The sequence below is a fragment of the Streptomyces sp. SID13726 genome (assembly GCF_010548375.1).
Classification (GTDB): Bacteria; Actinomycetota; Actinomycetes; order Streptomycetales; family Streptomycetaceae; genus Streptomyces.
In genome coordinates, this window is the sequence record NZ_JAAGLY010000019.1 from 43,613 (window position 1) to 64,593 (window position 20,981).

The 20,981-nt window shown below is 71.9% G+C and carries 19 protein-coding genes; 12 read left to right on the forward strand and 7 right to left on the reverse strand.

The window, feature by feature from the left end; all coding sequences use genetic code 11:
• Positions 1–41: 41 nt before the first annotated feature.
• Together G3I78_RS35425 and G3I78_RS35430 are read right to left on the reverse strand one after the other, a co-directional pair.
• Positions 42–473: a VOC family protein gene (locus G3I78_RS35425; RefSeq protein ID WP_164432377.1), complete on the reverse strand. Its 432-nt coding sequence runs from the start codon at positions 471–473 to the stop codon at positions 42–44.
• 71 nt (positions 474–544) lie between these two features.
• Positions 545–1,114 (reverse strand): NAD(P)H-dependent oxidoreductase, encoded by a 570-nt coding sequence (locus G3I78_RS35430; protein WP_164432379.1) that lies wholly within the window; start codon positions 1,112–1,114, stop codon positions 545–547.
• A 278-nt stretch (positions 1,115–1,392) separates the two neighbouring features.
• Here G3I78_RS35430 and G3I78_RS35435 point away from each other — a divergent pair, with 278 nt between their 5' ends.
• Positions 1,393–1,914 (forward strand): hypothetical protein, encoded by a 522-nt coding sequence (locus tag G3I78_RS35435; protein WP_164432381.1) that lies wholly within the window; start codon positions 1,393–1,395, stop codon positions 1,912–1,914.
• Between the two features lie 109 nt (positions 1,915–2,023).
• Complete coding sequence (locus G3I78_RS35440) at positions 2,024–2,662, forward strand: class F sortase (RefSeq protein WP_164432383.1); 639 nt, start codon at positions 2,024–2,026, stop codon at positions 2,660–2,662.
• Positions 2,663–2,709: 47 nt separating this feature from the next.
• Here G3I78_RS35440 and cpt read toward each other — a convergent pair whose 3' ends face one another.
• Together cpt and G3I78_RS35450 are read right to left on the reverse strand one after the other, a co-directional pair.
• Positions 2,710–3,243, reverse strand: a complete 534-nt coding sequence (cpt, locus tag G3I78_RS35445) for a chloramphenicol phosphotransferase CPT (RefSeq protein WP_203615946.1) — start codon at positions 3,241–3,243, stop codon at positions 2,710–2,712.
• Between the two features lie 14 nt (positions 3,244–3,257).
• Positions 3,258–4,040 (reverse strand): TSUP family transporter, encoded by a 783-nt coding sequence (locus tag G3I78_RS35450; RefSeq protein ID WP_164432385.1) that lies wholly within the window; start codon positions 4,038–4,040, stop codon positions 3,258–3,260.
• A 162-nt stretch (positions 4,041–4,202) separates the two neighbouring features.
• Here G3I78_RS35450 and G3I78_RS35455 point away from each other — a divergent pair, with 162 nt between their 5' ends.
• The 7 genes from G3I78_RS35455 (at position 4,203) to G3I78_RS35485 (ending at position 13,561) form a co-directional block, all read left to right on the forward strand.
• The gene (locus G3I78_RS35455) at positions 4,203–5,546 is read left to right on the forward strand and encodes an FAD-dependent oxidoreductase (RefSeq protein WP_164432387.1); all 1,344 of its coding nucleotides are present in this window, start codon (positions 4,203–4,205) and stop codon (positions 5,544–5,546) included.
• Positions 5,546–8,149: a nitrite reductase large subunit NirB gene (nirB, locus tag G3I78_RS35460; RefSeq protein ID WP_164432389.1), complete on the forward strand. Its 2,604-nt coding sequence runs from the start codon at positions 5,546–5,548 to the stop codon at positions 8,147–8,149. The genes G3I78_RS35455 and nirB overlap by 1 nt, the downstream gene beginning before the upstream one ends.
• On the forward strand, positions 8,146–8,496 hold the full coding sequence (nirD, locus tag G3I78_RS35465) for a nitrite reductase small subunit NirD (RefSeq protein ID WP_164432391.1): 351 nt from the start codon (positions 8,146–8,148) through the stop codon (positions 8,494–8,496). The genes nirB and nirD overlap by 4 nt, the downstream gene beginning before the upstream one ends.
• A 274-nt stretch (positions 8,497–8,770) precedes the next feature.
• The gene (locus G3I78_RS35470) at positions 8,771–9,103 is read left to right on the forward strand and encodes a trypco2 family protein (RefSeq protein WP_164432393.1); all 333 of its coding nucleotides are present in this window, start codon (positions 8,771–8,773) and stop codon (positions 9,101–9,103) included.
• A 2-nt stretch (positions 9,104–9,105) separates the two neighbouring features.
• Positions 9,106–12,210: an NACHT domain-containing protein gene (locus tag G3I78_RS35475; RefSeq protein WP_164432395.1), complete on the forward strand. Its 3,105-nt coding sequence runs from the start codon at positions 9,106–9,108 to the stop codon at positions 12,208–12,210.
• A gap of 81 nt (positions 12,211–12,291) precedes the next feature.
• Positions 12,292–12,576, forward strand: coding sequence for a hypothetical protein (locus G3I78_RS35480; RefSeq protein WP_164432397.1), 285 nt, complete (start codon positions 12,292–12,294; stop codon positions 12,574–12,576).
• A 10-nt stretch (positions 12,577–12,586) separates the two neighbouring features.
• Entirely contained in the window at positions 12,587–13,561 is a 975-nt protein-coding gene (locus tag G3I78_RS35485; protein WP_164432399.1) for a WXG100 family type VII secretion target, read from the forward strand.
• Between the two features lie 149 nt (positions 13,562–13,710).
• Here the strand turns inward: G3I78_RS35485 and G3I78_RS35490 are convergent, their stop codons facing one another.
• The 3 genes from G3I78_RS35490 to G3I78_RS35500 are packed head-to-tail and all read right to left on the reverse strand — an operon-like array spanning position 13,711 to position 17,148.
• Complete coding sequence (locus G3I78_RS35490) at positions 13,711–14,637, reverse strand: oxidoreductase (RefSeq protein ID WP_164432401.1); 927 nt, start codon at positions 14,635–14,637, stop codon at positions 13,711–13,713.
• Positions 14,638–14,668: 31 nt separating this feature from the next.
• Positions 14,669–16,555 (reverse strand): SulP family inorganic anion transporter, encoded by a 1,887-nt coding sequence (locus G3I78_RS35495; RefSeq protein WP_164432403.1) that lies wholly within the window; start codon positions 16,553–16,555, stop codon positions 14,669–14,671.
• Positions 16,552–17,148 (reverse strand): carbonic anhydrase, encoded by a 597-nt coding sequence (locus G3I78_RS35500; protein WP_164432405.1) that lies wholly within the window; start codon positions 17,146–17,148, stop codon positions 16,552–16,554. Before G3I78_RS35500 ends, G3I78_RS35495 begins: the two co-directional genes overlap by 4 nt.
• A 195-nt stretch (positions 17,149–17,343) precedes the next feature.
• On the opposite strand from G3I78_RS35500, the gene G3I78_RS35505 reads away from it, so the two are divergent.
• From G3I78_RS35505 to G3I78_RS35515, 3 genes are all read left to right on the forward strand, one after another.
• A complete protein-coding gene (locus G3I78_RS35505; protein WP_203615963.1) occupies positions 17,344–18,096 on the forward strand; it encodes a response regulator transcription factor in 753 nt (250 codons plus the stop codon).
• Positions 18,093–19,574 carry a HAMP domain-containing sensor histidine kinase gene (locus tag G3I78_RS35510; RefSeq protein ID WP_164432407.1) on the forward strand — a complete coding sequence of 494 codons (1,482 nt, stop codon included), beginning with the start codon at positions 18,093–18,095 and terminating at the stop codon, positions 19,572–19,574. The genes G3I78_RS35505 and G3I78_RS35510 overlap by 4 nt, the downstream gene beginning before the upstream one ends.
• 208 nt (positions 19,575–19,782) lie before the next feature.
• Entirely contained in the window at positions 19,783–20,943 is a 1,161-nt protein-coding gene (locus tag G3I78_RS35515) for an alkaline phosphatase PhoX (protein ID WP_164432409.1), read from the forward strand.
• The last annotated feature ends 38 nt before the right edge of the window (positions 20,944–20,981 follow it).

The window sequence follows — 20,981 nt, forward strand, 5'->3', positions numbered from 1 at the left end:
TGATCCGGCCCGACCTGATCCGGTCCTGATCCGCCCCGCCCCTACCCGAAGTCCGGAAGCCTGACCGTCCCGTCCTCCGCCAGCGGAAAGCCGGGGTTGAAGGCGACCTCCCAGGCGTGGCCGTCCGGGTCGGTGAAGGCGCTGGAGTAGAAGCCGACGGCGTTCACGGCGGCGGGTTTCGTGATCGTGCCGCCCGCCTCCGCGACCTTGGCGAGGAGGGCGTCGACCTCCGCCTCGGAGCGGACGTTGTGGGCGAGGGCGATACCGCCGAAGCCCCGCACGGGCGGCCCCGGCTCAAGGCCGCAGTCCCGCGCGAGCTTCTCCCGGCCCCACAGGACCAGGCCCAGCCCCCCGGCCTGGAAGAAGACCGTCTCCTCGACCTCCTGTCCACGCCAGCCGAGCGCCTCGTAGAAGGCCTTGGCGCGGGCCAGGTCCGAGACGCCCAGGGTGACGAGGGTGATACGCGGTTCCATGCCCATCACCTCACGGTAGCCCCGCCGCCGGGAGGCCGGCCAACGGTGCCCGCTCACGCACCCGGCGCCCCTCACTCGCCGTACGGCCTGGCCGCCCGGCCCTCCCTGAGCACCCTCCCCCACCACACCAGCTGGTCCAGCATCACCTTCGCCGCCGCCTCCGGCCCCGCCGCGTCCTTCGGGCGGCCCCCGGTGAAGGACTGGCCCGCGTGGTGGAAGCTCACCGTGTCGCGGACCGTGACCGCGTGGAGTTCGGCGAAGACCTGGCGGAGGTGTTCCACCGCGCGCAGGCCGCCGGAGATGCCGCCGTAGGAGACCAGGGCGACCGGCTTGGCCTGCCATTCCGTGTAGTGCCAGTCGACGAGGTTCTTGAGGCCCGCCGGGAAGGAGTGGTTGTACTCGGGGGTGAGGACCACGAAGGCGTCCGCCGACGCGAGCTTCGGGGTGACGTCGGAGGACGACTCGGTGGGGGCGAAGGTCATGGGGAGGTCCGCCTCGGCCACGTCCACGACCTCGGGGACCAGGTCGTCGCGGTCGTGCAGGCGGTCCAGGAGCCAGTCGGCGACGACCGGGCCGAAACGGCCGCGCCGGTTGCTGCCGATGACCAGGGCGACGCGGAGCGGAGCGATGTCTGTCTGCATACGGGACAGCCTGATACCTCGACCAAAGTTGAGGTCAAGCCCGGCCGTCGGGCGGGGCGTCACCCGTTCACACGCGCGCCGGGCGCCCTTCGGGTTCTCTTCGACGGCACCCCTGCCGTACGGCGATGACCTGCTGAAACTCCGGCCGGACCGACCCCGCGCACACCGATCTGACACCCATTCACCGCATTTCTGACACACCCTCAGGAAGCGCGCTCGGCCCACTGCCACTTACCTCGGAGGCACAGGGATCCCACCCGAGAGCTCAAGGGAGCACCATGCGATCCACCGCCCGTCTGCTGACCGGCAGCGCGCTCGCCGTCGCCGCCGCGGGACTCGTCTGCGCACCCGCGTACGCCGGGGACGCCGACGGCCTGGAGGTCTTCCCGTCCTCCGTCGTGCCGGGCGGGCAGGTCACGGTGAACACGGCGGCGTGCGGGGACGAGGGTACGGCGGCGGGGGATGCCAGCGCGGTGGGCGCGGGCTCCTTCACGCTGGCGCCCAGCACGCACGAGGGTGACGCGATCGGACAGTTCCGGGTGCCGCCGAGCGCGCAGCCGGGGACGTACGAGATCGCCGCGACCTGCGCGGAGGGCCGCCGGCGAGTGACCGGCGACCTGGTGGTGACGCTGACCTCGCAACGTCAGCCGGTGCATCCGCGAGGAAGCGTGAAGACGGGGGTCGGTGGCGCGCTCGGCCCCGACCCCGTGCAGACCGCGGCCGGTGTGGCGGCTCTCGCCGTCGCTGCCGCGGGCGGTACCTGGCTCCTGCATCGCCGGGCGAGAGGCGACGGGATCTGACGGACACCCTCCGCTGTCCGCCGGTACCGCATGTCCCCTCCCCCTCCGGGCCCGACGCCCCTCGCGGCCCGGAGGGGGACGGGCAGTTCAGCCGTAGAGGAGGTTTCTCGTGCGCAACCGCAGGCTCGGCAACACCGCCATAGCGGGTGTCACCGTGGTCGCCCTGTGCAGCGGCGCGTGGCTGCTGCGCAGCGGCGCCGAGACGCACGCCCCGCCGCAGCCGTCCGCCGCGCAGGCGCACGCGGGCCGGGACGCCGGGCCGGATGCCGGCCGGGCCGCCGCGCCCGCGCTGCCGCCCTCCCCGCCGGACCGGGTCCGCATCCCCGCGATCCGGGTGGACGCCCCCCTGACGGGCCTCGCGCTCACCCCGAGCGGCAGCCTCGACGTGCCGCCGGCCAGGCGCAAGAACCTCGCCGGCTGGTACGAGGCCGGCACCACCCCCGGTGAGACCGGCACCGCGATCGTCGCCGGGCACGTCGACAACGCCGAGGGACCCGCCGTCTTCTACGACCTCGGCGCCCTCCAGCGGGGCAGCGCGATCGAGGTGGACCGGCGCGACGGAAGCGTCGCGGTGTTCACGGTGGACGCGGTCGAGGTGTACGACGCGAAGGACTTCCCCGACGAGAAGGTGTACGGCGCGGCGAAGCGGCCCGAACTGCGGGTGATCACCTGCGGCGGCGGGTACTCGCGCTCGACCGGGTACCGGGGGAACGTGGTGGTGTTCGCGCATCTCACGGGCACCCGGTGACAGGGCTCACGCACAAGGTCACGCGAGCCTGAGCCGCCGGCCGCGTCTCACGGCGAGCCGCTGACGACCGCCTCCGCGATGCTCCGCGCGCACTCCAGGGCCTCGGCGCGGCCGGTGTCGACCTCGACGTCGTAGACCACTCCCTGGTGGACGATCTCCGCCTGCTTCTCGGCCATCCCGCGCACCCGGTCGCCGCGGGCGATCTCCCGGCCCGCGGCCACCTCGGCGTCGCAGCGGACGCCGACCCAGAGCACGTCCAGTCCGTCCAGGACCCCGCGCCAGCGGTCCTGGGTGGCGCCGCCGCCGAGGAAGACATCGTCGATGATCAGCCGGGCGCCCGCGTAGGCCGTGGCGGCGATCCCCCGGGCCCAGGCCGCTTCCAGGGCCATGAACTCCGGCCCGACGTTCACCTCGCCGTCCGCCGCGAACTCGATGCCCGCGCCCGTGCCCGGCATCGCCTCGATCAACGCGTCGACCCCGAAGACCAGCCAGGGGTCCGGCAGCACCGCCTGGAGGCACCGGGCGATCCCGGACTTGCCCGAGCTGGAACCGCCGTTGAGCACGATCACCTGGGTTGCCATGGAGCCACCGTAGATCAGGCGATCCACTGCTCGTACGCCAAATTCGCCACCAGCGCGAACACGACCGTCAGCAGGACGACCCGGACGAATCCGCTCCCCTTCTTCAGCGCGGTGTGCGCGCCGAGCGTGCCGCCCGCGAGGTTGAACACGGCCATCAGGGCGGCGAGCCGCCACAGGACCGTGCCCTGCCAGGCGAACATCGCGAGCGCGCCCGCGTTGGTGCAGCAGTTGACGATCTTCGCGGTGGCGGACGCGGTCACGAGGTCGAGATGGAGGACCGCGGTGAGGGCGAGGACGAGGAACGTGCCGGTGCCGGGTCCGATCAGGCCGTCGTAGAACCCGATGCCGAGCCCCGCGAGCCCGATCGCGGCGAGGACCCGGCGGCGGGTGGCGGGGCCGGTGACCGGCGCGGTGCCGAAGGCGGGGCGCAGGATCACGAAACCGGCGACGGCCAGCAGGACCACCATGATCACCGGCTTGAGCACGTCGGTGCTCATCCCCGCCGCGAAGAAGGCACCGGCCGAGGAACCCGCGAGGGCCGCGACCCCGATGCGTACGGCGGTCCGGACATCGACGGGCGCCTTGCGGGCGTAGGTCACCGCGGCGCCGGAGGTGCCGACGATGGCGACCGCCTTGTTGGTGCCGAGGGCGTACGCGGCCGGGGTGTTCGACGGCAGGCCGAGCAGCAGGACCGGCAGCAGGAGGAGGCCCCCGCCGCCGACCACGGCGTCGATCCAGCCGGCCGCGAAGGCCGTGAGGCACAGGACGACGACGATGGTCAGCGGTATGTCGGGCATGATCGCGACCTTAGAGGACGGGATCCGTGCACCCTCCACCCACCTGGGCGGTTTCCGGCGCCACACCCTCACATCCGCCCCGGGCCGCCGCTGAGGGCAGCGTTCCTCGCGGGAAACAGATGTGATGCGGTCGGGAAACACCGGCATCGCACGCTCCTGGACATGACCTCGAATACGCGTGTGGTGGTGATAGGCGCCGGGCTCGCGGGCGTCCGTCTCGCCCGGCGTCTCGGAGAGCTCGGCACGCCCGTGACACTGATCGGCGAGGAGGAGCACCGCCCGTACAACCGGGTGCTCCTCGCCGAGGTGCTGGCCGGGCGGTACACCCCGGACGTGATCGCGCTCCCGGCGCCGGCCGCGCTGACCCGTGCCCGGGTCACCGGCATCGACCGCGCGGCGCGGACCGTCGAGTGCGCGGACGGTTCGAAGATCGCATACGACCGTCTGGTCCTGGCCACCGGCTCGAACCCGGTACTGCCGCCGCTGCGCGGGCTGTTCACGAACGCCTACGTCCCGTCGGGGCTCCGAGCCATCGAGCCGGCCGGCCTCTCCAGCCTCTCCGGCCTCTCCGGCCTCTCCGGCCTCTCCGGGCGGGGGTCCGGGGGTCGCCCCTCGGGTGGGCACAGCGCCCCGGATCACGAACTGCCCGTGGGCGTGCACGCCTTCCGGACCATGGACGACTGCCTGGGGCTGTCCGAGGCGGTCCGGCCGGGTGTGAAGGCGGTCGTGATCGGCGGCGGGCTCCTCGGGGTCTCGGCGGCCCGCGCGCTCGCCCAGCGCGGCGCCCAGGTGATCCTCGCCCAGCAGTCCGAGCGACTGATGGAGCGTCAACTCGACCCGAGCGCGTCCAAGTTGGTCCGACGCCACCTCGGGGACCTCGGTGTCGAGGTCCACACCGATCTGCGTGTGCGTGACGTGCGCTGCGTCGGCGGTGCGGTCCGCTCGGTCGAGATGGCCGACGGCTACGCGCTCGACGCCGAGATAGTGGTCCTGGCCTGCGGGGTCCACCCCCGTGTCGGCCTCGCGCGGACGGCGGGCCTGGACGTGCGCAAGGGGGTCGTCGTGGACGACGAACTGCGCACCTCCGACCCGTACATCCACGCCATCGGCGACTGCGCCCAGCACGACGGCACCGTCTACGGACTCGCCACCCCGGCCCTCGAACAGGCCGACGCCCTGGCCGAGTTGCTGGCCGGTCGCACCAACGCCCGGTACACCGGCACCCGTTCACTGACCCGGCTCACGCTGCCCGGGCAGACCGCCTTCGACCTGGCCGCCTTCGGCGAGACCGAGGCGCTGCCGGGCGACGACGTCGTCCAGCTCGCGGACGCCACGCGCGGCACCTACAGGAAGGTCGTCGTGCGCGACGACCGCCTGGTCGGCGGGGTCCTCGTCGGCGAACTCGGCACCGTCGGCGCGCTCGCCCGCGCCTGGGAGGGAGCAGAGCCGCTGCCCTCCGACGGCGGGCCGCTGCTCCACCTGCTCACCAACGATGGAGGCTCCTGATGACCGCCCACCCGGAGGCCACGGAGGCCACCCCCACGATCGTGCTCGTCGGCCACGGCATGGTCGGCCAGCGCTTCCTGGAGGCGCTCGCCGAACGCGGCCTGACCGCCACGCACCGCGTGGTCGTGCTGTGCGAGGAGCCGCGTCCCGCGTACGACCGCGTCGCGCTCACGTCGTACTTCTCGGGGAAGACGCCCGAGGAACTGTCCATGACGGACATGGAGTTCATCGCGACGCACGGCATCGAGCTGTACGTCGGCGACCCGGCGGAGACGGTCGACCGCTCGGCAAGGAAGGTCACGGCCCGCTCCGGCCAGGTCTTCGACTACGACGTCCTCGTGCTCGCCACCGGCTCGTACCCCTTCGTGCCGCCGGTCCCGAACAAGGACGCCGAGGGCTGTTTCGTCTACCGCACGATCGAGGACCTGCTCGCGATCGAGGAGTACGCGAGGACCCGTACGACCGGTGCCGTGGTCGGTGGCGGTCTGCTCGGACTTGAGGCGGCCGGTGCGCTGAAGGGGCTCGGACTCACCTCCCACATCGTGGAGTTCGCGCCGCGGCTGATGCCGGTGCAGGTCGACGAGGGCGGTGGCGCGGCGCTGCTGCGGACCATCGAGGAGATGGGACTCTCCGTCCACACGGGCGTCGGCACGCAGGAGATCGTGGTCGACGCCGAGGGCGCCGTCACCGGCATGAAGCTGTCCGACGGTTCCGAACTCGCCACGGATCTGGTGGTGTTCAGCGCCGGTGTCCGGCCGCGCGACCAGCTGGCCCGGGACTGCGGCCTCACGGTCGGGGAGCGCGGCGGCATCACGGTGGACGAGCAGTGCCGTACGGTCGCCGACCCGCACGTGTTCGCGATCGGGGAGTGCGCGCTGGCCGCGGACGGCCGGGTGTACGGCCTGGTGGCCCCCGGCTACGAGCAGGCGGAGACGGCGGCGGCGACCATCGCTTCGGACGAAGCGGCCTTCCTGGGTGCCGACCTGTCCACCAAGCTGAAGCTGCTCGGCGTGGACGTGGCGTCCTTCGGTGACGCGCACGGCGCGACCGCGGACTGCCTGGACGTCGTGTACTCCGACTCCCGCTCGGGCCTGTACAAGAAGCTGGTCATCGGCCGGGACGGCACGCTCCTCGGCGGCATCCTGGTCGGCGACGCGGAGGCGTACGGCACGCTGAAGGCGTTCACCGGTTCGGTGCCGCCGGTCTCGCCGGAGTCGCTGGTGCTGCCGGCCGGGGCCGACTCGGGTGTCCAGCTCGGCCCGACCGCGCTGCCGGACGAGGCGATCATCTGCTCCTGCAACAACGTCCGCAAGGGCACGATCCGCGGAGCGGTCACCGAGCACAACTGCACGACCGTGCCCGAGGTGAAGAAGTGCACCAAGGCCGGTACGACGTGCGGCAGTTGCGTCAAGGTGCTGGGCCAGCTGGTCACCGCCGAGCTGGAGGCGTCCGGCGTCGAGGTCGACAAGGGGCTGTGCGGCTGCTTCGCGCAGACCCGCGAGGAGCTGTACGAGATCGTCCTCGCCCTGCGCATCAACACCTACCAGGACCTGCTGGACCGCTACGGCCGCGACGGCGCCAAGGGCGGTGACGGCTGCGAGGTCTGCAAGCCGGCGGTCGGCTCGATCATCGCCTCCCTCGCCCCGACGATCGGCGCGAGCGGCTATGTCCTGGACGGCGAGCAGGCCTCCCTCCAGGACTCCAACGACCACTTCCTCGCCAACCTCCAGAAGAACGGCTCCTATTCGGTCGTCCCGCGCATCCCCGGCGGCGAGATCACCCCCGAGGGCCTCATCGTGATCGGCGAGATCGCCCGCGACTTCGGCCTCTACACGAAGATCACCGGCGGCCAGCGGATCGACATGTTCGGCGCGCGGGTCGAGCAACTCCCGCTCATCTGGACCAGGTTGGTGGACGCGGGCTTCGAGTCGGGCCACGCCTACGGCAAGTCGCTGCGCACGGTGAAGTCCTGCGTCGGGCAGACCTGGTGCCGCTACGGCGTCCAGGACTCGGTCCGGATGGCGATCGACCTGGAGCTGCGCTACCGGGGCCTGCGCTCCCCGCACAAGCTCAAGTCGGCGGTGTCGGGCTGCGCCCGCGAGTGCGCGGAGGCCCAGTCGAAGGACTTCGGCGTCATCGCCACGTCCAACGGCTGGAACCTGTACGTCGGCGGCAACGGCGGCGCGACCCCGCGCCACGCGGACCTGCTGGCGCAGGATCTGAGCGACGCCGAACTGATCCGTCTGATCGACCGTTTCCTGATGTTCTACATCCGCACCGCGGACCGCCTGGAGCGCACCTCGACCTGGCTGGAGCGCATCCCCGGCGGCCTGGACCACATCCGTGACGTGGTCGTGGAGGACTCCCTCGGCATCTGCGAGGAGCTGGAGTCCCTGATGACCGCGCACGTGGCGCACTACGCCGACGAGTGGGCGACCACCATCAACGACCCCGAGAAGCTGGCCCGGTTCGTGTCCTTCGTGAACGCCCCGGACACCCCCGACCCGGTCGTCGGCTTCGTCCCCGAGCGCGACCAGATCAAGCCCGACCTGCCGCTGCTGACCATCGGCCACCGCCCCCTGGAAGGAAGCGCCCAGCGATGACCCTGGCACCCGAGACCACCGACCTGAAGGTCGAACTCCACCTGGACGGCGACTGGTTCGCGGTCTGCGACCTGACCCGCCTGCTCCCCGGCCGAGGCGTGGCGGCCCTCCTCCCCGACGGCCGCCAGGCAGCCCTCTTCCGCGACCGCTCCGGCACCCTCTACGCCATCGACAACCGCGACCCCTTCGGCGGCGCGGCAGTCCTCTCCCGCGGCCTCACCGGCACCCACGAGGGCCGCCCCTTCGTGGCCTCCCCCCTGCTGAAGCAACGCTTCGACCTGGCCACCGGGGAGTGCCTGGACGACGAGGGAGTGCGGGTGGCCACGTACGCGGTGCGGACGCGGTGACGTCGGGCGGGCGGGCGCGGGGGGCCTCGGTGTAGGGGGGCCTCGGAGTAGGGGGGCCTCGGTGTAGGGACGCGGCTCGTTGGCTCTCAGGGGTCGGTCCGTCAGCTCTCAGAGGTCGGTACTCCAAAAGCGGGGTGCCGGCCCTGTTCCGTGGCCGGGAACCGCCGTAGGGACATCGGGTCCCGGCGCCGATCCGCCCGAACTCCACTCACCGCGTCCCACAGCGGGATAGGTTGCGCCGGTTACTCGAGAGCGAGCTGGTGAGCGGGGGACAGTGAGCGACAGGATCGAGCTTGCCGAGGTCGTCGGGGCCGTACGCGACGGCCTGATGGAGGCCGCGAGCCAGGGCACCGGCCAGGGGCTGCGCTTCGAACTCGGCGACATCCAGATGGAGTTCGTGGTCGAGATGCGCCGCGACGCCCGGGCGAGAGGCGGCGTCAAGGCGTGGGTCGTCGACGCGGGCGCGGAAGCGGGTGTGTCGACGGCCGGCACCCACAAGGTCTCGTTCACTCTGAAACCCAGGAACACGGCGACGGGCCAGGGCTGGCTCATCGCCGCCGACGACGAAGGCGATGTGAGCGGCTTCTCCGCCGCGGTCCGGGACTGAACGTGCTGCCCGTCGACCGGGGCGGCCCCGTCACGGAACGGGTGGCCGCGGTCTTCTGCGGGGGCCACCAGGGCAGTGGCTATCTGCTCTCCCCACGCGTCGTCCTGACCGCCGCTCACGTCGTCGCGCACGGCTCCGACATCCGGGTCCGCGTACCCGGGAGCCGTGGGCCGGTGCGCTGTGAGCGGGTCTGGCAGCGCTGGGACGAGTCCTGTGACGCCGCCCTGCTGCTGGCCGGTGAAGCGCTCACCGACGACGACCCCGACCGTGCCTGGAACCGCTGGAGCAGGGTCCGCGGCATCGCGCCCCTGCCCGGCTGCGAGGCCGTGGGCTATCCGTACGTCCAGCGGGACGGCACCGGCCGACTGGAGAGCGAGCACGTCACCGGCACGATCAAGCGCGGCTCCGCGCTGCTCAGCCGGATGGTCCCGGTCGACATCGACAAGGTGCCCGCGCCCCGCGCCGACGGCGGCTCGCCCTGGGCCGGTTTCTCCGGTGCCGCCCTCTTCGCCCTGGGCCGGCTGGCCGGGGTGGTCACCGCCGACGCCGAGGGCTGGCTGCACAGCCGTATGAAGGCCACACCGGTCGGAGAGCTGCTGGACGACGCCTCCTTCGTCGAAACCCTGGCCGGGATCGGCTGCCCCGCCCCGGACATCCGCGAGGTCTCCGGTCCGGTGGCCGACCCGGAGGCGGAGTTCGAGCAGCGGTACGCCGCCTACGTCCGGGCCGAGCACAGACGTCTGACGATCTACGGCATCGACCTGAACCACGACCGCGAATGGCCCCTGGACGCCTCCTACCTGAGCCTGGAGGCCAGGTTGACGGAGGGCCTCACCGGGTCCGCGGTCCCGTTGCCCGCGGATCAGGCCCTGGAGAGCCGGGACCGCGTGCTGTTGCGCGGAGTCGCGGGGTCGGGGAAGACCACTCTCGTGCAGTGGCTGGCGGTCTCCGCCGCGGGTGGCCTGGCGGGAGGCGACCTGGCCTATCTGGCCGGGCGGGTGCCGTTCGTCCTTCCGCTGCGCCGCCTCGCCCGGGACAGCGCCCGGCTGCCGATGCCCCATGACTTCCTGACCGCCATGGACTGCCCCCTGGCGGGAGCCCAGCCGGGCAACTGGACGCACCACGTCCTGACCGCCGGGCGCGGTCTTCTCCTCGTCGACGGCATCGACGAGATCGCCGAGCCCGTCCGCGAGGACACCCATCGCTGGTTGCGCAGCCTGATCTCCACCTATCCGGACAACCTCTGGCTGGTCACGTCCCGGCCGTCCGCCGTGCGCGACAACTGGCTCGTCGGCGACGGGTTCGCCGAACTCTCCCTCGCCCCGATGAACCGGGACGCGGTCACGGAGTTCGTCGAACGCTGGCACAACGCCGCGGAGGCCGACAAGGCCCTCGCCCGCAGGCTGCTGACCGCCGTCCACACCAAGCAGGACCTGGCCTCCCTGGCCACCAATCCGCTGATGTGCGCACTGATCTGCGCCCTGCACCGGGACCGTGAGGGCTATCTCCCGCACGGCCGCAAGGAACTGTACGACGCCGCGCTGTACATGCTGCTGGAGCGCCGGGACCAGTACAAAGGCATCTCCGAGAAGCCCTTCGGTGGCCAGCTGACGAAGGAGCCGCAGATCAAGCTGCTCCAGAAGCTGGCGTACTGGATGATCCGCAACCAGCAGACCGAGGTTCTCCGCAGCCAGGCCCAGCGCATCGTCTCGGGCGCCCTCCCCTCCGTACCGCAGGTGGCACGGCTCGGCGACGCGGCGGGAGTGCTGAAGCATCTGCTGCTGCGCAGCGGGCTGTTGCGCGAGCCGACGGAGGACGCGATCGACTTCGTCCACCGCACCTTCCAGGACTTCCTGGCCGCGCGGGCGGCCGTGGAGGAGGGCGACTTCGGCCTGCTGGCCCAGAACGCGGACAAAACGCAGTGGGAGGACGTCATCCGGATGGCCCTCGCCCACGCTCGTCCCCACGAGTGCGCCCGGCTGCTCAGAGACCTGGTCGAGCTCGGCGACCAGCGCGGCGACCGGCGTATCCACCTGCTCGCGATGACGTCACTGGAACACGCGACGGAACTCGACGCGGAGGTCCGTACCTTGGTGGAGGAGCGGGTCGCGAGCATCATTCCGCCGCGCACCATCGAAGAGGTCGACACCCTGATCAAGATCGGGCCGATCGTCCTGGAGGTGCTGCCGGGCCCGGAGGATCTTCCCGAGCGGGAGGCCGGATACGTACTGGAGACCGCCGCGGGAATCGCCCACGACGCGGCCCTGCCCCTGCTCGCGCGGTTCTGCGAGGCGCGACGCTGGCCCCGGGTGCGGGAGCGTGTCGTCGACGCCTGGGCGTCGTTCGACACCGTCCGCTACGCGCAGGAGGTGCTCACCCACCTCCCGGCCGAGGACATCCTCACCATCAGGACCCCGGCACAGCTGGCGGCCCTGCGAGAGCTCGGCAGCCGACCGCGGCTCCGGTTGCGCGGCGACTTCGACGAGGCCTCGCTCACCGCCGCGGGCCCGCGCCCGCCCGGCGGCCCGCACGAACTGGTGCTCAGCATGAACAGCTCCCTCAGGGGCCTCGGCTTCCTCAAGGAGTGGACGGGACTGCGCCGCCTCGTCCTGTCGGGCTGCCCGAACGTCAGGTCCGTCGACGCTCTGGCGATGCTGTCCGACCTGGAGCACTTCTCGACGGACGAGCCGGGCCGGCTGCCCGTGCTGGAGATCATCGGCTACTGGCCCGCGCTGCGCTCGCTCGTCCTGGGAAAGGACAACAGCCCCTCCTGCATGGCGGACTGGGCGGCGATCCAGAGCCACCCGGCGCTGGAGGAGCTGACGATCTCGGCGCCCTCGCTCTCCCGTCCCCCGCCGTGGCAGCCCATCACCGGACTCCGGCGACTGACCCTCGTCGGCTCCCTGCTCGCCTGCGATCTCTCGGCGTTGTCCTGGCAGTTCCCGAACGTCACCGTCCTCGACCTGGGCGGCGGGATCCGCGACGAGATGGCCAGGATGCGGGGCATCCCCCGGCTTCCGGCGCTGCAACGGCTGATCGTCCCCCAGGGGGCCGATCTGACCGGCCTGGACGGGCTCCAGGACGTGGAGATCTTCGAATCCCCGTAAGTGAACTCGCCGCAATGAAAGGTCAAAAGACTAGTAGTCTTCCGCCACACGAGACCTGGACGATGGGGGGCCTCATTGGCCGTGCAGCGCTATCAAGTCGACCTGGACGAGATGGATTTGGCACTCCGTCAGCTGTACGACCTCATCCGGCGCCTGGAAAAGGCCGAATCGAGGGCGCACTACGAAACCGGACTGGCCCGTGAGTCGCTCGGAACGGGATTCGACGAGGTGTACGAGCTGTACGCCGGACAGGCAGCGGTGAAAACCTACGTGGAAGACGTCTCCGCCCATCTCCGTGTCTTCGCCGAAGAACTCGCCCACAAGCTGAAGTGGACACGGGACGCCTACGAAGACGCGGAGTACTAGGCACAGCTGCATGGCAGAGAAGGAGTACGACTACCTGCCGCCGGGCCGGCGCTACGCCAGCAGGCACTCCACCGCCTTCGCGGCCCGGAGTCTGACGCAGATGAAGGCGATGGTCGTGTACGCCGACCCGGAGCAGGCCCGGGCCGTCAGCCACGGCTGGGACGCGTTCCGCGCGGACCTCGTCGGCGGAGAGGACGGCGGTGCGCTCGGCGCGCTCGACGCCATCGTCACCCGGCTCATGAGGTCCTGGCACGGCGAAGCGGCCGAGGCGTTCCTCGCGGAGGTGGAGCGCTTCCGCGACAAGATCGCCGACACCGCCGAGCACGCCAGGTATCTCTCCATCGCCCTTCGGGGCGCCGCGAACGCCTTGCAGGAGTACAAGACCCACATCGACGCGATGGCCCCGGCCGACGACGCCCCGGCCGGCCGGGCGCGGATCAGCGCGGACCGGACGGGCAAGGTGAACGCCGAGGATCTGCTGAACGGCGACCAGGGCGGGCGGTCCGCCGCCGAGCAGCGCGATCTCGAAGCGGCCGTCGTGATGGAACAGTTGGGGGCCGCGTACAACTCGCAGGTCAAGGCCATGGGGTCGTGGGGCCGGGAGAGCCTGACCGCGCCGTGCTGTCCGGGCGCACCCGGCGGCACCCTGCCGCTGGCGGAGGTGCACCCGATCCCGTACTCGGTGTCCTCGCGCCATTCCTCGCCGCCCCTGCGCCCCCGTCCCGCCGAGCCGCCGAGCCGGACGGGGGTGGGCGGTGCCGTCGAGGGTCTCGGGACGAGGACCGACACCGCGTCCGCCACCGGCCGACGGGACGATCCGGCCCCCGGCGTGACGGGCGGCATCCTGCGGCAGGACTCCGCGGGCGGCAGGAACCGGACCGTTCCGAACATCGTCCTCGGCGCCGCCCTGCCCCTTCAGCCCCCCGGCCCCACGGCCTTCCAGGGCGGCTCCGGACTGCACCGGCGCCGTGGCCGGGGCCGTTGACCGGCGTACACATTCCTGCCGGCCCTGGAGCTGTTCCGGCGGCGCGGTCAGGAACAACTGCCTGATCCGCTGCGGGATTCGGCACGGCGGCCGAACTGGCCCCCGTTGACGCCGGCCCGGATGGTGCTGGTGCGGGGCCGTGGCCTGAGTCAGGTCTTCAGCATGTCGTACGACACCCCCGTGAACTCCTCCGAGGCGGCCCAAAGGCGTTGTGCCGCGCGGTCGTCGCGGGTCCAGGGTGCTCGCAGGGCGGGGCCCGGTGTGCCGCGCAGGGCGGTGAGGAAAGGGCCGGTGAAGGAGTCCGGGGTCACCTCGGGGGCCGTGGCCGCGTAGAGGGTGGGGAGGGCTCCTGTCTCCGCGGACTTCGCGAAGAAGCGGTTGCCGGTCCGCATGAAGCGTTCGGACGCCCTGCGCCCCGCCATCCTCGGGCCCGCGGTCTGGAGGTTGGTGTCCGCGTACCCGGGGTGGGCCGCCGCCGCGATCACGTCCGAGCCGTGTGCCCCGAGCCTGTGCGCGAGTTCGTGGACGAAGAGCAGGTTGGCGCTCTTGGAGCGGGCGTAGGCGATCCAACGGCGGTAGCGGCGCTCGCTGTTGAGGTCGTCGATGTCGATGTCGGCCAGCAGGTGCGCCGGGCTGGACACGGTCACGACGCGGGCGGCGGGTGTCGTCAGGAGCGTGGGCAGCAGCAGGCCGGTCAGCGCGAAGTGCCCCAGGTGGTTGACGCCGAACTGCGTCTCGAAGCCGTCCACCGTCGTCCCGTACGGCAGCGCCATCACGCCCGCGTTGTTGACCAGCAGGTCGAGGCGGTCGTACGGGTACGCCGTCGCGAACTCCCGTACGGAGGCGAGGTCCGCGAGGTCCAGGCGGGCGAACTCCACGTCCGCGCCCGGGACTTCGGTGACCAGCCGGTCCCGGGCCCCGACACCGCGCGCCTCGCTGCGGCAGGCGAGCACCACGCGGGCGCCCTTGCGGGCCAGTTCCCGCGCGGTCACGTACCCGATACCGCTGTTGGCCCCGGTGACGACGGCGATCCGCCCGCTCTGGTCGGGGACGGCCTTCTCGTTCCAGCCGGACATGACCGGGCTCCCTCCGCCGTTGGGGTGGGGCTCAGCCTACGAGCGGGGAGCGCGGCGCGTAATCGTCCGGAACGGGCCGGGTGTCCAGGTAGAACCATTCGGCTCCGGGCCCCGGCTCCCCCGCGAACATCTCGGCGCCGGAGAGGTCGGGGGTGCGGGTACGGGTGGTTCCGGGGGTGCGGGTACTGGGGGTTCCGGGGGTGCGGGAGGCATCGTGCCACTTGTCCGTCGGGTCGAAGGTCCGGTCCCCGACCGTCGCCGTAACCGCCGTAACCGTCGTAGCCGTCGTCCTGCTCGCGTCCGCGTGTGGTGCCGCCGCCGTCAACCCCGGTCCCGGCATGAGCAGTTCCACCCGCAGCCCCCTCCCCCGCTGCTGGGCCGTGAACTCCTCGACCTGGTTGCGGCAGGCGTGGTCGAGGTGGGTCACGGCGGTGAGGTCGAGGCGGATGCGGGGCTTGCCGGAGGCGGCGGCGGATTCGAGGGCCTCGATGACGTTCGGGAGGCGCAGGAAGGTCGCGTTGCCGGCCATGACGACCTTCGCGGTGTCGTCCTCGACGTGCTGCCGGATCACGGTCTGGGACATCCGCAGCGCGGCCAGCACGATCCCCGCGGCCAGGCCCACGAGCACGCCCTCCAGCAGCGCGGTCGCCACGATGACCAGCGTGGTCACCGTCATCACGACGAACTCGCCCCGGTCCTGGCGCCACATCTTCGGGAACTCCCCCGGCGCGAGCAGCTTCCAGCCGCTGTGCACCAGGACCCCGGCGAGCACCGAGATCGGGATCAGCGCGAGGACCTGCGGCAGCAGCAGTGCGAAGGCGAGTAGCCACAGGCCGTGCAGGGTGCGGGAGAGCCGGGTCCTGGCGCCGGCCTGGACGTTGGCCGAACTGCGGGCGACCACGGCCGTGACGGGGAGCGCGCCGAGGATGCCGGCGATCGTGTTCCCGGCGCCCTGGGCGACGAGTTCGGTGTTGTAGCGGGTGCGCGGGCCGCTGTGCATCCGGTCCACGGCGGCCGCGGTGAACAGGCTCTCCGCCGAGGCGATGACCGTGAACGTCAGGATCGACGTGATGATCGCCGCGTCGGCGAGACCCGCGAACTGCTCGGCGCCGGGCACCTGTACGGCCGCGAGCAGGTTGCCGACCTGGAGGGTCTTCACCTCGACGCCGGGCAGCGCGGCGACCGCGATCCCGATCCCCACGGCGACCAGCGCGGCCGGGACCTTCCTGACCGGCCCCGGCGCCTTCTTCCACACGAAGCTCAGGACGACGGTGACGATCCCGAGGAGCAGCGCGGTCATCGCCTGCCGGTCGGCGAGGACGTCCGCGAGCAGCCCGGGGACCCCGGCCATGTTCTCGACCGGCGTGCCGGGCGCCTTGTCGTCGGCCATCGGATAGAGCTGGCTGAACATCAGCGGCAGCCCGATCCCGGCCAGCATGCCCTGGACGACGGCGATCGAGATGGCCTGGAACATCCGCCCGAGCCGTACGACGCCGAGCACGATCTGGAGGATCCCCGAGCCCAGGACGATCACCCCGAGCATGGCCACCCCGTGCTCGGCGACCGTCTCCGCGACGAGTGCGGCGAGTCCCGCGGCGGGGCCGCTGACCTGGAGGGTGCTGCCCCGCACCGCACCGACCACGAGCCCGCCGATCACCCCGGAGATGATCCCCAGTTCGGCCGGCACCCCGGAGGCGACGGCGACCCCGATGCAGAGCGGCAGCGCGACGAGGAAGACGACGAGGGAGGCGGTGATCTCGGTGGCGAGGTCGCTCTTGGGAACCTTGGGCGTCGGTGATGCCTCCGAACGTGGCAGGGATGCCTCCGAACGCGTCGGGAATGCCTCCGAACTCCTCGGCCCCCTGCGGGCCTTCGGCGCGGCCCGGTCCCCTCGCCCTCGTGCGTGCGCCCCGCTCATGCGGCGTGCACCCGGAAGCGGCCGTCGTCGTCGAGTTCCTGCACCCGCCCGGTGTCGATCTCGTAGTACCAGCCGTGCAGCCGCAGCCGGTCCGTGTCGAGCCGCTGCCGCACCACCGGGTAACTCCGCAGCGCGGCAAGCTGGTTGACGACGTTGCTCTGGACGACGTCGGACAGCGCGGGCGTGTCGGTGAGGACGGGTGCCAGGGACGGGCGGGCCAGGCCCAGCCAGGCGTCCACCCCGGGCAGCGCGGTCAGGTCGTCGCCGGACCGCAGCGCCCCCATCGCACCGCAGTGTGAGTGACCGCACACGACCACGTCCTGAACCCCGAGCACCTCCAGCGCGTACTCGATGGTGGCGGCCTCACCACCGGCCGCGTGCTGTCCGTACGACGGCACGATATTGCCCGCGTTGCGCAGCTCGAATATCTCACCGGGCCGGGCGCCGGTGATGAGTGCGGGAATGACCCGCGAGTCCGAGCAGGTGATGAAGAGTGCCTCGGGATATTGCCCCTCGGCCAGTTTCCGGTATTCGACGCTCTCGAAATCCACCCGCCGCCCGAACGAGCGCGCGCGATCCAGCAATGCCTTCAAAGGTGCCTCCTGAGCTGGCAGTTCAACCAGTTGGCACCACCGTAGAGGGGCAACTCACAGAGGAAGGTTAAAGCCGGGCCAGAGCACGGCCAGGAGCAGGACATTCTTTTTCCCGGCCCCCGCCGGAAGCCCGCTTCTTGTAGCGTGTCGGGCACAGGGCGGAGAATATGAATTCGGGTGGGAGAGATACGGCTTATGGGCCTGCGCGTGCTGCTCATCGAGGACGACGAGACGATCGCCGAACCGCTGGCCGAGGGCCTCGCACACTTCGGCCTGACGGTCGATCACGTGACCACCGGGACCGAGGGGTTGAGAGCGCCGTACGGCGATGTCGTGCTCCTGGACCTGGGGTTGCCGGACATGGACGGCATCGACGTCTGCCGGGGCATCCGCGAGGTCTCCGACGTGCCGATCGTGATCCTCAGCGCGCGCGGGGAGGAGGCCGACCGGGTGCTGGGTCTGGAGCTGGGGGCCGATGACTATCTGGCGAAGCCGTTCAGCGTACGGGAGTTGGTGGCCCGGGTGCGGGCGGTGACCCGGCGGACCCGGCGCAGCCAGGAGGTCCCGCAGGGCGCGCCCATGACGGCACCCCTGACGGCGCCCTTCGCGGCACCCGTGCCGACGCCGGCGCCGGCCCAGGTACACGAGCCCGGGCCGCTCGCCGTGGACCGCCGCACCCGCCAGGTCTGGGTCGGCGAGTGCCAGGTCCCGCTCACCCCGAAGGAGTTCGACCTGCTGGCGCTGCTCACCGAGGACCCGGGCGCGGTGTACTCCCGGCAGCAGATCCTGGACCGGGTCTGGGACCCGTTCTACGAGGGCCCGACCAAGACGCTGGACGTCCATGTGGCCTCGCTGCGCAGGAAGTTGGGGCACCCGGCCTGGATCCAGACCCTGCGCGGGGTCGGCTTCCGCCTCGCGGTGCACACCGGGCCGGACGGTCCGGCATGACCCGCCGGATCCTGCTCAGCTATCTCACCCTGGCCGCCCTGGTGCTGCTCTGCCTGGAGATCCCGCTGGGGTTCGTCTACTCGCGCAGCGAGCGGGAGCGGGTGGTGGGCGCGGCACGGGACGAGGCCGAGTCGGTCTCCGCATACGCGGCGCTCACGCTGGAGACCGGCCGCGCCGAGCGGGACCTGCCCGAGCGGGTGGCCCACTGCGCGGCGCGCATCGGCGGGAAGGTCGTGGTCGTGGACGGGGCGGGCGCACTGCTCGCCACCTCGCACCCGCTGTCCGCGGAGGTGTCCCGGTCACTGGCCTCCCGCCCGGGCATCGCGGCGGCGCTGCGGGGCGCCTCCTCGGCGGACGTGCGCACCTCGACGATCGGCGGGGTCGAGTATCTGTCGGTCGCCGCACCCCTGGGACACGTCACCCAGGGGGCGGTGTGGCTGACCGTCCCCACCCGGATGGTGCACGAACGCGTCCACCACGTGTGGCTGCTGCTCGCCCTCGGCGGGCTCGGCGTCCTCACGGCGGTCACCCTGGTCGGCTTCGGCATCGCCCGCTGGACCGGCCGCCCCATCCGTGAACTGGAGCGGGCCACGCATGAGTTGGCGGACGGCGGCCGTGCCACCCCGGTGACGGTGACCAAGGGTCCGCCGGAAGTCCGCAGCCTGGCCGCCGCGTTCAACCGTACGGCGGCCCGGCTCGCCCATCTCCTCGACGCACAGCGTGCGTTCGCGGGCGAGGCCTCGCACCAGCTCAAGACTCCGCTGGCGGCACTGCGGCTGCGGCTGGAGAACCTGGAGCCGAACGTGTCCGCGCGCGGCCGGGGCAGCCTGACCGCCGCAGTGACCGAGACCGACCGGCTCGCCCGCATGGTGGAGGGCCTGCTGGCGATGGCCCGGCTGGAGGAGCACGCGGCGACACCGGTCCTGCTCGACGTCGGCGAGGTCTGCGCGGAACGGCACCGCACCTGGCTGCCGCTCTTCGGCCGACAGGGCGTCTCCCTGGTGCTGTTCGCGGGCGGCGGGGGCCCGGTGCTCGCCCTCCCGGGCGCCGTGGAGCAGATCCTGGACAACCTGCTCTCCAACGCGCTGCGCGCCTCGCCGGCCGGCAGCACGGTGACCGTCGAGCTCCGCCCGCACACCCCGGCCCGCCGCGGCCTCCGCCCCAGCTGGGTCGACCTGCACGTCACCGACGAGGGCTCCGGCATGACGGCCGACCAGCGCGCCCGCGCCTTCGACCGCTTCTGGCGCGCGCCGGGCGCCCCCAAGGGCGGCACCGGCCTGGGCCTCGCCCTGGTCCAGCGCCTGGCGCACGCGAGCGGCGGCGAGGCGAGCCTGCGTGCGGCGGCGACGGGCGGCCTGGACGCGGTGGTCCGGCTGCGGTCGGCGTCAACATCGACGTCGGCATCGGGAGCGACGGGCGGACGGCCCCCGGGGAGGCCGAGCGGGCGGCGCAGGGAGGTGCCGGTGGTGCGGGCGTAGGCGCAGCGACCGCGGGCCTGGACACCGCGAACCCGCCGACCGCGAACCCGCCGACCACAGTCCCGCCGACCGCAGTCCCAGCACACGACTTGACCGATTCATGACTTGGCCATGACACAGCCATCCCACAGCTTTAGGGTCCGTCAGCGCACGACCCCGTCGCCGAGCCCCGGCGCCGGGTCGGTCACGACTCACCCTTGGAGCAAGCGTGGAACGTCGTACCCTCCTGCGTGCGGCCGTCGTCGGCGGTTCGTCCGCCGCGCTCGGCGGAACCCTGTGGCGTGGCGCCGCCTTCGCCGCACCGGCCCAGCCCGGCAGCGGGCCCTACGGGGCGCTCGGGTCCCCCGACGCCAACGGGATCAGGCTGCCCGCCGGGTTCAGCAGCCGAGTGATCGCCCGGTCCGGGCAGACGGTCACCGGGACGTCGTACACCTGGCACAACGCCCCTGACGGCGGGGCCTGTTACCCGAACGGCACGGGCTGGATCTATGTCTCCAACTCGGAGATCAACCCCTCCGGCGGGGCGAGCGCGGTGCGGTTCTCGTCGTCCGGCGCGATCACGTCGGCGTACCGCGTGCTGTCCGGGACCCGGCAGAACTGCGCGGGCGGGAAGACCCCTTGGAACACCTGGCTGTCCTGCGAGGAGGTGGACCGGGGCTTCGTCCACGAGACCGATCCGTGGGGAACGAACGCGGCGGTGCAGCGGCCCGCGATGGGGCGCTTCAAGCACGAGGCCGCCGCCGCGGACCCGGTGCGGCAGGTGGTCTATCTGACGGAGGACGAGACGAACGGCCGCTTCTACCGTTTCGTGCCCACGAGTTGGGGCGACCTGTCCGCAGGCACCCTCCAGGTCCTGGTCGCCGGGAGCGCCACCTCGGGTACCTTCAGCTGGGCGAACGTCCCCGACCCGGACGGCTCCCCCACCTCCACCCGCACCCAGGTCTCCGGCTCCAAGTCCTTCAACGGCGGGGAGGGTTGCCACTACGCCGACGACACGGTCTGGTTCACGACGAAGGGCGACAACCGGGTCTGGCAGCTCAACCTCACGGCGAACACCTATGAGTTGGCGTACGACGACTCCCTCGTCAGCGGCGGCACCGCCCCACTGACCGGTGTCGACAACATCACCGGGTCCGACTCGGGCGACCTCTTCGTCGCCGAGGACGGCGGCACCATGGAGATCTGCGTGATCACCCCGGCCGACGTGGTCGCCCCGTTCCTGCGCGTCGACGGCCAGAGCGGGTCGGAGATCACCGGCCCGGCCTTCTCCCCCGACGGGACGCGGCTGTACTTCTCCAGCCAGCGGGGCACCAGCGGGAGTTCGTCGGGCGGGATCACGTACGAGGTGACGGGGCCGTTCCGGTCATGACGGCATACGACACCTGATAGTCACGGAATGAACACTTC

Coding starts and splice junctions, on each gene's coding strand:
- G3I78_RS35425 (WP_164432377.1), bottom strand. CDS start 473: ATGGAACCGCGTATCACCCTCGTCACCCTGGGCGTCTCGGACCTGGCC.
- G3I78_RS35430 (WP_164432379.1), bottom strand. CDS start 1,114: ATGCAGACAGACATCGCTCCGCTCCGCGTCGCCCTGGTCATCGGCAGC.
- G3I78_RS35435 (WP_164432381.1), top strand. CDS start 1,393: ATGCGATCCACCGCCCGTCTGCTGACCGGCAGCGCGCTCGCCGTCGCC.
- cpt (WP_203615946.1), bottom strand. CDS start 3,243: ATGGCAACCCAGGTGATCGTGCTCAACGGCGGTTCCAGCTCGGGCAAG.
- G3I78_RS35450 (WP_164432385.1), bottom strand. CDS start 4,040: ATGCCCGACATACCGCTGACCATCGTCGTCGTCCTGTGCCTCACGGCC.
- G3I78_RS35455 (WP_164432387.1), top strand. CDS start 4,203: ATGACCTCGAATACGCGTGTGGTGGTGATAGGCGCCGGGCTCGCGGGC.
- nirB (WP_164432389.1), top strand. CDS start 5,546: ATGACCGCCCACCCGGAGGCCACGGAGGCCACCCCCACGATCGTGCTC.
- nirD (WP_164432391.1), top strand. CDS start 8,146: ATGACCCTGGCACCCGAGACCACCGACCTGAAGGTCGAACTCCACCTG.
- G3I78_RS35485 (WP_164432399.1), top strand. CDS start 12,587: ATGGCAGAGAAGGAGTACGACTACCTGCCGCCGGGCCGGCGCTACGCC.
- G3I78_RS35490 (WP_164432401.1), bottom strand. CDS start 14,637: ATGTCCGGCTGGAACGAGAAGGCCGTCCCCGACCAGAGCGGGCGGATC.
- G3I78_RS35495 (WP_164432403.1), bottom strand. CDS start 16,555: ATGAGCGGGGCGCACGCACGAGGGCGAGGGGACCGGGCCGCGCCGAAG.
- G3I78_RS35505 (WP_203615963.1), top strand. CDS start 17,344: ATGGGCCTGCGCGTGCTGCTCATCGAGGACGACGAGACGATCGCCGAA.
- G3I78_RS35510 (WP_164432407.1), top strand. CDS start 18,093: ATGACCCGCCGGATCCTGCTCAGCTATCTCACCCTGGCCGCCCTGGTG.